The sequence below is a fragment of the Pyrobaculum organotrophum genome, from assembly GCF_055384425.1.
The window spans coordinates 1,313,135-1,324,733 of the sequence record NZ_AP042430.1 but is presented as its reverse complement, the minus strand read 5'-3'; the positions used below and the strand labels follow the sequence as shown (position 1 = coordinate 1,324,733).

Genomic DNA, 11,599 nt, shown 5'->3' with positions numbered 1-11,599 from the left:
CCCGATTGTTCGTCTTGCAACAGTCTGGCGCCCCTGTCTGCCGCCCTAGGGGCCAGACGTTGTTCATGAGAAAAGTGTGGTTGAGGGGTCAAAAGTAAGATGGTTGTGGGACGTAGTTTTCTCTACTGAAAGTTTTAGATTACTCTCCTGCTGTATGCTTACATCGTAGCTATATAAGCACTGTAGATAAAATATGTGTGGACCACTTTTTCGATATGTTTATAACATCTGCGAGCAAGAAGTTACGAGAGTATTTAGATAGCCGTATTTACCAAGAATATCCAGTTGGAGAACTCGCCGACAGAGTTCTAAAGAGAAGTATCACGCCTGCAGATAAAGAGTTTAGAATCGCAGGGGTAGACGGCGGGGTTGGCGTTGTAAGATTAGCCAATGGACATCAGGTAATTTTGGCCAGGGCTGTTGCAGTAGGGCCGGATTTTGTAGAAAGAGAGTTTATCATCGATGTGGCTACTGTAGACTCCGCCTCTCTTCCCTGGGCGTATTTAATTATGGCGGAGTCGCTTGTTGGGATTAAAGCTTTGGAAAAACACGGCGTAGATATCTTATTAATGGACGGCTCTCTCTACGCCAAATCGCTTAGACTTGTCCACAACCTCATCTTGACTAGGGAATTCCAGAACTTGTACTACGTGCCTGAGCTTGCAACTGCTCTCTACAGCTTGGCTAAACTTGTAGAAACAGCAAGAAACCGCGGGGGTAGACTGGTCTTTGTCTCTAAAGATTACAATTTTAAATTATTGAAGGAGCATATACTTTTTGAAAAACTGAGCGAGAGATATCGAGAGGATATTTTTCACAAGGGGCTCCTCTGGTATTCTATTCTTTGGATTAGGAAGTTTAGGAAAGAGTTGCTAAAGTTGTATAAAATGGCTAAGAGACAGGATTACGAAGGGGCGCGGCTTATGGCTCTTCTCGTAGCTCAGTCTGTCACCGACTCGGAGCTTTTGTCTAGTCTCCTCCCAGCGGGTTACTACACAATGCCTATGCTTGTAGGGGGGTGCGATGCGTATATAAACTATAAGGGGCTTGCGACAGTAGATAAGTTGGTAAAAGCCGCCGAGGATAGACTTGAAGATTCCATGATTTTTAGGCTTAAGGAGAGTTTTAACAGTGATATAATTGGAGTTATTAGAGAAGCACTTGAAGCCATACCAAAGGTATATTTCTTCTACGTGAGATTTAACGCCGAAGACATGCCCATACTTGTAGAGGTGCCGGCTGAAGATACAAAGATGTTCGACGGCTCGTCCGTCAAGGCGTTTTACCCAGCGGCGCCTATAGATGACGTAGTAGCTATATTAGCAAGTCAGTATAGAGATCCTATACATTACAATACCTGGCTTTGGTATGCACATACTATGGCGTCTTTTAAATCTAGCCAACTGTCTGAATACGCCGTCTATCTCAAAAAAATGACCGAAGAGGTAGGCGTCGCTAGGAGGATTAAGCTGGCGTGGGGATTATGAGAATTGGTTACGTCGTCGCCACCGCCACGCCTTTTGAATTTATCGCCACTCTCGACCCCGAGAGACCAGTCAGCCTATATGACTATGTGGCTGTCGATCATGTTGAATATGATGCGACAAACGGCGAATATATCAATGTGAGACTCCTCGGTCAGATTGTAAAACTTTTTAGAGACCCCTATTCAGCCAAGAGGGACCTCCCTCTCTATAGTGTGATGAAAGAGGTGTCAGACAACATTCTTGAGGTACAAATTGCAAAAGTCAAGGTGTTGGGTTATATATACAATGGAGAATTAAGACAACCGAAACATCCGCCTAGAATTGGGACGCCTGTCTATTTAGCAGAAAACGAGGAGATTGCAGAGTTATTTAAAATAGATGGCGGACTCTGCGTAGGGCGGTTGGCAAGTCGCGATTTAGAAATCTGCCTAGATTTAAATGGAGTTAAACGCCATATTGCCGTCATCGCGGCAACTGGAAGTGGAAAAACGTGGTTTTCTGTTGTGTTTATAGAGGAGTTGTTGAAAAAAGGCGCCAAGATCGTAGTAGTTGACCCCCATGGCGAATATGTCCCCATTAAGGATAGTATATATAAGCTAGGCCCCTACTCGGCGACTGTTGTAAAATTATCTAGGCACCACGTAGGCGATTTGATGTATAAAATTGGCGTATTAGACAGCGATCCAGACGCGTTAGCAAATGCGGCGGGGGTCCCTCCAGGCGCTAAAAAAATACGCTACGCCATATATCTAGCCTGGTCCTATGCCAAGAAGGTTAAAAAGACAACAGGCAAAGCCTTAGGCCTTTCATTTCTCAGACAGGTGTTACATACGGCGCTTAGAGGGGAGACTGCGTTAAATAAGCTTTTTCAACAATACAAAGTTGAGGGAGATTTCCCAATGGAGGATTTAAAGCAGCTGGCAAAAAAAGACCGCCACTCTATATTCAGCGCGTTGATGTATCTAAAGAAGTTGCAGAGACTCGGCGTCTTCTCTTCAAAATCGACGCCGCTTTCTAAAATATTAGCTGATATTACAATTGTAAATCTGGCTGGAGTAAACGAGGAGGTCCAGGACTATGTCGTGTCTCATATTGTAAATCGTATATTTCAAGCTAGAGTGAGACATGTTAGATCTCTCAAAGGGTTGAAAATACCTTGGCCCGTCGTACTTGTAGTAGAAGAAGCCCACCGTTTTGCCCCACCTAAGACGCTTAGGAAGACTAAATCCTATGAAGCTCTATCTAGAGTGGCCTCTGAGGGGAGGAAATTCGGCGTCTATCTGGTGATAGTTAGCCAGAGGCCGAGCAAGGTGGATCCAGACGTCATCAGTCAGTGTCAAAGCCAAGTCATTATGCGTATTGTAAATCCCAAGGACCAAGAGGCTGTGAGAGAAAGTAGCGAACTTTTAGCACAAGAGTTTCTAGAGAATCTACCAGGCTTAGATGTGGGAGAGGCTGTAGTGTTAGGCCCTCTCACCAGACTGCCGGTGGTAATTAGACTACGTGATAGAGTTTTAGAATACGGCGGGGCCGATATAGATCTCGCCAAAGTGTGGAGAATTGATAAGACAGCAGACGTGTTACAACTCTGGAGGAGGATATATAACACACCGCCGTCTCCCAGCGTTATATTATCCGCCTCCAGGTTGAAGATATTACATAAGAGGAGGGAGAAGAATCGTATAGAGGTGTTGTTGCTAGACGGAGATAGAGAGGTGTCTGTAGTTATTGAAGATGGGAGACCGATATGTAGTGTCTGTGGCGTTGGCAAGCCATGTCCTCACGTATATAAGGCGTTGGAGGAGACTGTGGAAATTATATGAAAATTCTCCATATATCAGACGCCCACTTGGGCAGAGCCCAGTACCACCTCCCTGAAAGAGAGGAGGATTATTTCAAGGCTTTTGACGAGGCGTTAAAGAGGGGGAAGGGGGCAGATGCCGTGTTGATAACAGGCGACCTCTTCGACCTAAAAAGACCATCTACAAAAGCGCTTGTCAAATTTGTAGAGGCAATAGAGGCCGTCGATATCCCTATATATATAATTGGGGGGAACCACGACTTTAGCTACGTGCGGTATAGAGCGGAGGCGGGGAAATGTCAACGGCCGGCAGAGTGTCTCTACGACACGGCACTGAGACTTTTAGACCGGCTGAAGTTGGCAAAGCTCCTCTGTTGGGAGTCTGTAGACGCCGGTGGGGTTTACATATTTGGGGCATGTGCGACGCCTAGAGAATACACGGCGGAGTACCGCCGGGCTCTCCAGAAGATGCCGCCGGGCGCTATCCTTGCCGTACATCAAGCAATTGAAGGAGTCAAAGCGAGGTACCCTGCTGAAGACGACGAATACACCATGCCTCAGGAGGTGTACCACGGATTGCCATACATACACATCGCCGCGGGCCATATACACGACCACATGGCGAAGCATCCAATAGGCGCCGTGTGGGCGGGGTCGCTGGAGGTGTGGGACGTTGGAGAGTTTGAGACCTGGGACTATAGAGGGGGCTTTGAGAAGGCGCAAGACAGAGCTGAGAAAGGCGCAGTCTTAATAGACGTGGCAGGGAAGGCGGTTTCTCTCAGAGATATCCCGCTCTCGCCGGGGAGGCCTCTGTACAGGGTTAGGCTGTACGTCCGGGAGAGGAAAGAGGCCTATGGGGCTGTGGAGGAAGCGACGAAGCTGTTTGACAAACCGGGCGCAGTGGTTAGGGTCGAAGTGTGGGGGACTTTGGAGGAGGCTCTGAGGCCTAGGCAATTGGCTACTCTGTTTACAAAAGCCCTCTACGTCGACGTAGTAGATAGGACTGTTACTCCGCAAAGGGCTGTGGCTCTAAGGGGGTCGGCCGTGGAGGAGCTATGGCAGATAATGAAAGAGAAGCTGGGGCAGCACGCCGAGGTGGTGCTCAGAGCTATGGAGCTCCTTAGAGACGGGGAGAGGGAGGCGGCCTACAGGCTTATCTTGAAGACGCTCTATGATTAGGAAGATAGAGCTGTACAACTTCAAGGCACATGCAAAAGCCGTCTTTAAATTTGGAGAGGGAGTAAACTTTATCTACGGCCCTAACGGCTCTGGCAAAACCTCAATAATGGAGGCTGTGTCAATTGCCCTTTTTGGATCTCAGTGGGTTAGAAGGGTGGGGGGTAGGTGGTCTGATTATCTAAAGAGGGGGGCGTCGGTGGGGGAGGTAAGGCTTTTTTTAAACCATATGGGGCAAGAGGTTCTTATAGTGAGAAGATTCGGCGAGGAGGGGAGTTCAACATCTGGCACATATCTCGCCATAGATGGCGCCGTTGTGGCTAGAGGCGATATAGATGTTACCAACGCTGTTGTAACAAAATTGGGCATTAGAATTGACGAGTATAGACATCTTTTATATATCAGACAGGGGGAGTTGAGACGGATTTTACAAGAGCCTGAGTATATAGACCATATATTACGCATTGACGAATTTGATAAAGTAGATGAAGTAGTTAAAGATGTACTTAAAGAACTTGAGAGGAGACGTGAGCGAGTTGGAGGGAGAGTTGAAGAGCTTGAGAAAAGAGCGCCACAACTTAAGGCGAAAGCCGACGCGCTTAGGCAAAGGCTTGCAGAAGCTGAAAGAAAAATAAAGGAGCTTGAAGACGCCGAGATAAAATTTAGAGAGGTTGAGAAAAGGTTTTTCGAATTGAGAGAGCGCTATATATCGTTGACAAAAGAAAAGGAGTCTTTAGAACGTGGGCTTGAAGAAACAGCAAGCATGGCTCTTGAGGTCGAAAAAGACATAGAGCGGTTAGAAGAGGAGCTAGAGTTCATACGCCGTGCTGAAGAGGAGCTAAGTACACTCCCAGAGCTCGGCGATGTGGAAAGAGAGTACTATGAGGTTAAACAACTAGTCGCCACTGTTGAAAAAATCCCACCTGAGGTACGTAGTTATGACCCAAAGCTACTTGAGGAAACAAGACGTAAATATGAAGAGGTAAGTAGGAGATATGTAGAGGTGAGGTCTAGACTCGGCTTGTTAAGAGATGTATTAAGAGTTGCAAAAGCCGCTGAGAGAGGCCGTTGCCCCGTCTGTGGAGCCCCTCTGACTGAAGAAACTGTGAAGAGACACGAGCTTGAGGCTTTAGGACTTGAGAAAGAAGAGCAACGTCTCTCTAGGCTCATGGAACAGTTACAAACAGAGATTAAACAGCTGGAAACTCTAGACAAGACATATAGAGCCTACGCCCAATATCTCTCTATAGATCTACAAGCTTTAAAAAAGAGGTTAGCAGAACTGGAGACTCTATATCAGAGGAAGAGAGAAGTTGAAAAAAAGAGGGCATATCTCTCGGGAGTTGTAGCTAGGAGGGGGGAGGTAGAGAGACGACTGGAAGAGCTAAAGGCTCGGAAAGCCGCATTAGAGAAGCGCATAGGGGAAATTAACGGGAGACTAAACGTTGTTGAGACTGAGTTAAAAACGCTTGCGACCGTATTGACAAATATAGAGGCTGAATATACCGCTCTCAAAGTAAAACATGAAGAGTTTCTAGCGGCAAAGACGTTTGTCTCAGAGCTAAAACGCCAACTAGAAGATATAGAGAGAGAACTTATAGAAGTTGAGAAAGAACTTGAAAAAAATAGATATGAGGTTCAGAAATTAGATAAAGCGTTAGGCATTGCCAGAAATATTAGAGTTGTAATTGGCGAACTTAAGCCTCTAGCTAGACAGATATTGACCAAGGCAATTAACGAAGAGCTTAATTCAATATTTCTAAAACTGAGACATAAGGAGGTTTTTAGATCTGTACAACTTGTAGAGATAGATGGGAAATATAGCATTAGGGTAAATACGCCCGCCGGCTATATAGACCACAGACTTCTATCGCTTGGGGAGCAGAATCTCCTCGCTATATCCCTCCGGGTGGCGCTCGCCAGAGCCCTCCTCGGCGGTGCGCCCTTTATGATGTTTGACGAACCTACTGAGCACCTAGACGAGGAACACAGGAGAAAGATCGTGGAACTCATAAGAGACCTCACCTCTATCGTGCCGACGGTTGTCGTTACATCGCACCTCGGGGAATTCGAGGAGGTGGCTGACGTGGTAATACAGCTGTAAGCACTACGCCGCCTCTGCCTGGATCTGTTGCTCCAATACCCACACTGGAGTGGAGAGAAGCGCCACGTATCCGCCGAAGGCTTGCATCAGCGTTTTAGACTCCTCGACGCCCTTTGGCACAACCTCTACCTTAACTCCCTTCTCCTCCGCCTTCATGATCACCTCTAGAACTGCGTCTTCGCCGAGTTCCTCTGCCACTACTAGAACCTCTGCCATCCCCATCTCTAGAGCTTTAAGCGCCCTCTCTTTGCCGTATACTATATAGTCGCTCTTTCTCACTGCATAGTACATCACCTTTTCCATGACCTCCTTGGCGTGGACATATTCGCTCTCCTTGAGCTGCTCCTGGGCGTTTTTTATCGCCTCTATCACGCCGTATTCGTTGGCGCAACAAGCCGGCACCACCGCTAGAACTTTGTCCTTGAGCCTGTAGTCGAGACCTCCCTCCTCTAGGAAGTCCTCCTTGGTGGGGCCTGGCCCTGCCACTATTATGCCCTTCAGCGTCGGTATCTGGAGGAAGATCTTGTTCACCTCCTCGGCCAGCACCTTGTAGAAGGTCTCCGCCAAGTGCTCCGTCTGCCGCTTGAAGCGATTCGCCGACTGGCCGCCGGCGTGGTGTTTACCCGGCACGAAGAACTCCACAGTCTTCACAACCTCCCACTGCCCTCCCTTTAGAAGCGCAATGACAGCCTCCCCCCTCTCTACGACGACAATACCGTATACAACGCCGGCGTGTATCTGGTCCTCCAGTATCTCGGTATGGAAAGCCGTATCGCATATGTACTTAAAAGTGTAGATCGGCTGAGGAGGCACGACGACGTAATAGACCCACTCGTAATTTCCCTGATTTATCATATGGAACCCCGCGAAAATAGCCATGCCGTTTTCAGGTGCTTTAGCCTCCCCCTTCAGGTTGTTTATTATACGCTCTAGTGTGTCCTGGACATGGGTCCTGGTGGTCTTGTCTTTGATGTTAGAAGCAGTAGACCACTCCGACCTGAGAAGGTTGACCACGTCTGGTATCGGCCTCTCCGAGTTTATATAGAGGGTGATCAACGTCGTGGCGTAGCCTCTAAATTTCTTCAAGAGATTTATGAAAGCCCTAAGTTCCACTGGCGTCTTGATGTAGTAAACGCCATTTGGCGGCCTTTTAAAACTCATGGCACACACTCACAACCCCTTATAAATAATTTTGGGAAAAAAGATTTAAAAAGTCTCCTTCTAGGAGTTCCCATGTCTTTAGCCGCTAGAAGAAAAGTGAGAATTAGGCTCTATGGCACTAACCCCGCCGATGTGGAACAAGTTGCTAGGGAGATTGTAGACTTGGCAAAGAAAATGGGTGTCCAAGTGAAGGGGCCTATCCCATTGCCGACGCGAAGACTTGTGGTAACTGTGAGAAGAGCGCCGTCTGGCCAAGGCTATCACACATTTGACCACTGGGAGCTGAGAATTTCGAAACGTCTTATTGATATAGAGGCTTCTGAGAGAGTTCTTAGAAGACTTATGACAATTAGAGTGCCGGATACTGTAAAAATAGAGCTCCAACTTATATAACTAAATAAATACCTCTAGTGACGTTATTACGTGATACTCGTTACAAACGATGACGGAATTCACAGCCCTGGCCTCCGCCTTCTCTACCAATTTGTCTCAAGTCTAGACGAGGTAGACGTCGTTGCGCCAGAATCTCCTAAATCTGCCGTAGGCTTAGGTATAACGTTACACAAGCCACTCCGTATGTATAAAGTCGACATCTGCGGCTTTGTGGCATATGCGACTTCGGGCACGCCCTCGGATACAATATACCTAGCCACATACGGCCTAGGCCGTAGCTACGACCTAGTGCTCTCTGGCATAAACCAAGGAGACAACACCTCACTTCAAGTCATACTATCCTCTGGGACTTTAGGCGCCGCCTTCCAAGCGGCGCTATTGGGGATACCGGCAGTTGCATATTCTGCCTATATCGAAGATTGGGGAGAGATCTTAAACGACAAAACTGCGATAGAGATTATGGAGACTGTCGTACGGACAACCGCAGAGTATGTGCTAAAGCGAGGTATGCCCAAAGGCGTTGACGTAATAAGTGTAAACTTCCCACGTAAGTTAAGAAGAGGGGTGAAGGCACGTTTAGTAAAGGCGGCGAAAATGCGATATGCCCAACAGATAGAGCGGCGAGTAGATCCACGTGGCGCTTATTACTACTGGCTATATGGAGTAAATCTAGATCCAGAGCCTAATACAGATGTATATGTTGTGTTAAAAGAGGGCAACATAGCCGTGACCCCCCTCACTTTAAACCTAAATATTTTCGATAGCGAAAGATATGTAGATCTAGAGAGCTTAAAAGAGCTCATGGAGTTAATAAATAGCGTCATATGACTACTGTTGTAAATTACGCAATAGCTATAGCCGCTACTATATTAATCGCCGCAGTTGCTGTGTTGATGTATATCTTGTATTTACAAGCCGCAACTTCGGCCTTTGGATCTGTTACTACAATGCCAGTAGTCACAACTACAACACCTACGACGCCTATGACTACCGTCACTACGCCAGAGACATCGAGTTCACACATAATCTCAACAGTTCTCTACATAGCCACACCAAATGTGACAGAGTGTGTAAATTTGGGAAGACAGTACATTTACTATTTCAATATAACAGTAGATAGGAAAAGACTAGAGGATCCAGTTGGCCATTATATTTTCAAAGCTGTAGTTAGAAATGTCACATATAACCTCACGACAGCAACCCTACTCCCCCTCAAGAGTGTGTATTTCAAGCCGTATAGCCAGGCCGATGTTAGACGCTTAGGTATCATCAACATTTACCTAGAGCTCACTAGTAGAACCCCTCTCCAGATAGATGCCGTAGAGTACCTAGGCAAGAGATACCCAATAGATAAGATTGTCTACATTGTTTGCATAAATGGGATAAGGTTTAGTGGAGCTTTTAACAAAATTGTATCCAATTCTACGATCCTCATCCCTACTGACATCCCATATGCGATAAACGTCGCCTTACCGTCGGGCACCTACCGAATAGCAGCGCCGCCAGACGTTGAGGTATCTCCACAGATGTTACAAGGTGGCAACATCACAGTGATGATAAAGTTCGTCAATAAGCCGCTTGTCTACAACCCGCTTATTCTAGAAGTAAGTCGATAGACGCATTAGCTGAGACATAGTAGGTTACGCCGTCTTTTACGACCCTCCTCACCTTCCTATCTCTCTCTAAGACGTAGAGGTGCCACTGCACTTGTCCCCACGTCATGCCCATCGCCTTGGCGATCTGGCCCTGGGTTAAGGGGCCGTTTTCCTCAATCAACTTCAGGATTTCGGCCCTCCTCGGGTCCGAAAGCGAAGTTGCCGACTTTGCCCTCGCCATGTGTACGGCGTGTATCCATTTTAAAAAATTTTGCGTAGCGCCGTTACCCGAGGCAGTTTGCCGCTCGGCGGATGGCCCTCCTGATCTCGTCGCTCTCCGGCGCCTCTAAGCCGAAGAGCTCCGCCTCTAGGCGGGCCGCCAGCCAGTACAGCCGTAGCTTTGCCAACACCAGAGTTTTGTTGGCCATATCTACCGCCGTCTCTAGGTCTGACACGTAGACACCGCCTCTCTTTAACGGTACGTCAAGTCTCTCCTCACCCAGTATCTCGACAAAGATCCCGCCTCTGTTTATTGCTATTATGCCGCTGTGTTTATGCCCTGTCTCCCTACCCACCTCAACCAGCCGGTAGGCTGTCTTGGCGTCGACGGCCGCCAGATGTAGTATAGCCCCCCTCACCATGAGCCACGCGTTGTCCACCTGGTCGGCGGCCGCCCTCACCAGGTCGGGCGGCACTGGATGGTGCCACTTAGCCACCGGCCTAAACCCCTTGCCCTTGCTGTAGCTCGGCCTCACCGCCTCGGCCACCATTATCCTCCCGCTGCAGCTGGAAGTAGTGTATATAGCTGGGTGCCGGTTCAGGAGACGGAGGAGTGGGAGGATATCGCCGTCTACCCTCTCCTGGAGGGCCTCTCTCTCAAGCCGCTCTATGAATACGCGCTTCCGGGCCTCAAAAATCTTCCTATCTACAACTCCCATTAGATAAGGCCTAGGTCTTTGAGCAACTTCTCTAGCTCCCTTCTATCTTTGTCGTCTATCGGCGGCAGCGGCTCTCTAGGCGGCCCCATGTCTATCCCCCGCACTATCTGGGTGGCCACCTTGTAGAGGGTGGGCCATTTGCCGCCGAGCTTCCCCACGAGGCCGCAACCGCCCATGAACCTCCATAGGGGCATGAGCTTGTTGTGGAGCGCTACTGCCTCTGCGATTTTGCCCTCCTTCACCAGTCTGTACTGCTCTAGCGTGATTCTGCCGAGGAAGTTTGGCCCCGCCAGAACGCCCCCGTGTGCCCCCATGAGGAGGGAGGGGACAAACAGGAGGTCTAGGCCTTGTAGCACCGAAAGTCTCTTGCCGAGGAGGTGTATAAGGTCTAGGTGATAGCGGAAGTCCCCCGAGCTGTCTTTCACCCCCACCACCTGGCTGTACTCGTTAGCAACTAGCTCGAAGACCTCCACGGGTATGTTGTATCCGGTGGCGAGGGGGATGGTGTAGAGGATGATGGGCATATCCACCTTGTCCAACACCCTCTTATAAAAGGCGTAGATGGCGGCCCAGTCGTACTGTATGTAGTACGGCGGCGTGATGAGAAGGGCGTCTACGCCCACGTCTTTGTACCTCCTGGCAATTTCGATTGTGGAGAGGTGGTCCCCCGTGCCGGTGCCAGCAACTACTAAAGCCCTCCCCCCGGCCACCTCTTTGGCTACCTCCATCACCTTGACCCTTTCCTCGAAGGTCAACTTTGTGACCTCTCCAGTTGACGAGGTGGGGAAGACACCTTGGTACCCCTCAGACACAATTTTAGACAGGAGGGTTCTTAGACTTTCATAATTTACGCCGTCTTTTGTAAATGGAGTTACTGTTGCCACAATTACACCCTCGATACGCATAGACACTACATCTACCCTCCTTATTAAAGTTTTAATTAT

General features: G+C 48.4%; 11 protein-coding genes. 7 read left to right on the top strand and 4 right to left on the bottom strand.

Annotated features, from left to right (window positions below; genetic code table 11):
• The first annotated feature begins 215 nt into the window (after positions 1-215).
• Genes ACZ49R_RS08100 through ACZ49R_RS08085 form a run of 4 tightly spaced genes read left to right on the top strand, consistent with a single transcriptional unit; the run spans position 216 to position 6,568 of the window.
• On the top strand, positions 216-1,487 hold the full coding sequence (locus tag ACZ49R_RS08100; RefSeq protein WP_464734112.1) for a DNA double-strand break repair nuclease NurA: 1,272 nt from the start codon (positions 216-218) through the stop codon (positions 1,485-1,487).
• Positions 1,484-3,310: a helicase HerA domain-containing protein gene (locus ACZ49R_RS08095; protein WP_464732645.1), complete on the top strand. Its 1,827-nt coding sequence runs from the start codon at positions 1,484-1,486 to the stop codon at positions 3,308-3,310. The genes ACZ49R_RS08100 and ACZ49R_RS08095 overlap by 4 nt, the downstream gene beginning before the upstream one ends.
• Positions 3,307-4,467, top strand: coding sequence for a DNA repair exonuclease (locus tag ACZ49R_RS08090; RefSeq protein ID WP_464732644.1), 1,161 nt, complete (start codon positions 3,307-3,309; stop codon positions 4,465-4,467). The genes ACZ49R_RS08095 and ACZ49R_RS08090 overlap by 4 nt, the downstream gene beginning before the upstream one ends.
• Positions 4,460-6,568, top strand: a complete 2,109-nt coding sequence (locus tag ACZ49R_RS08085; RefSeq protein ID WP_464732643.1) for an AAA family ATPase — start codon at positions 4,460-4,462, stop codon at positions 6,566-6,568. The genes ACZ49R_RS08090 and ACZ49R_RS08085 overlap by 8 nt, the downstream gene beginning before the upstream one ends.
• 3 nt (positions 6,569-6,571) lie before the next feature.
• On the opposite strand, the gene prf1 is transcribed toward ACZ49R_RS08085, so the two are convergent.
• On the bottom strand, positions 6,572-7,729 hold the full coding sequence (gene prf1, locus ACZ49R_RS08080; protein WP_011762058.1) for a peptide chain release factor aRF-1: 1,158 nt from the start codon (positions 7,727-7,729) through the stop codon (positions 6,572-6,574).
• Positions 7,730-7,801: 72 nt separating this feature from the next.
• Here prf1 and rpsJ point away from each other — a divergent pair, with 72 nt between their 5' ends.
• The 3 genes from rpsJ to ACZ49R_RS08065 are packed head-to-tail and all read left to right on the top strand — an operon-like array spanning position 7,802 to position 9,738.
• Positions 7,802-8,122 carry a 30S ribosomal protein S10 gene (rpsJ, locus tag ACZ49R_RS08075; RefSeq protein ID WP_011762059.1) on the top strand — a complete coding sequence of 107 codons (321 nt, stop codon included), beginning with the start codon at positions 7,802-7,804 and terminating at the stop codon, positions 8,120-8,122.
• A gap of 30 nt (positions 8,123-8,152) precedes the next feature.
• The gene (gene surE, locus ACZ49R_RS08070; RefSeq protein WP_464732642.1) at positions 8,153-8,950 is read left to right on the top strand and encodes a 5'/3'-nucleotidase SurE; all 798 of its coding nucleotides are present in this window, start codon (positions 8,153-8,155) and stop codon (positions 8,948-8,950) included.
• Positions 8,947-9,738, top strand: a complete 792-nt coding sequence (locus ACZ49R_RS08065) for a hypothetical protein (protein WP_464732641.1) — start codon at positions 8,947-8,949, stop codon at positions 9,736-9,738. Before surE ends, ACZ49R_RS08065 begins: the two co-directional genes overlap by 4 nt.
• On the opposite strand, the gene ACZ49R_RS08060 is transcribed toward ACZ49R_RS08065, so the two are convergent.
• Genes ACZ49R_RS08060 through ACZ49R_RS08050 form a run of 3 tightly spaced genes read right to left on the bottom strand, consistent with a single transcriptional unit; the run spans position 9,716 to position 11,560 of the window.
• Positions 9,716-9,958 (bottom strand): winged helix-turn-helix transcriptional regulator, encoded by a 243-nt coding sequence (locus ACZ49R_RS08060; protein ID WP_464732640.1) that lies wholly within the window; start codon positions 9,956-9,958, stop codon positions 9,716-9,718. The two genes, ACZ49R_RS08065 and ACZ49R_RS08060, sit on opposite strands and share 23 nt — an antisense overlap.
• A 43-nt stretch (positions 9,959-10,001) precedes the next feature.
• Positions 10,002-10,655, bottom strand: a complete 654-nt coding sequence (locus ACZ49R_RS08055; protein ID WP_464732639.1) for a tRNA(Phe) 7-((3-amino-3-carboxypropyl)-4-demethylwyosine(37)-N(4))-methyltransferase — start codon at positions 10,653-10,655, stop codon at positions 10,002-10,004.
• On the bottom strand, positions 10,655-11,560 hold the full coding sequence (locus tag ACZ49R_RS08050; RefSeq protein WP_464732638.1) for a dihydrodipicolinate synthase family protein: 906 nt from the start codon (positions 11,558-11,560) through the stop codon (positions 10,655-10,657). The genes ACZ49R_RS08055 and ACZ49R_RS08050 overlap by 1 nt, the downstream gene beginning before the upstream one ends.
• Positions 11,561-11,599 lie beyond the last annotated feature (39 nt).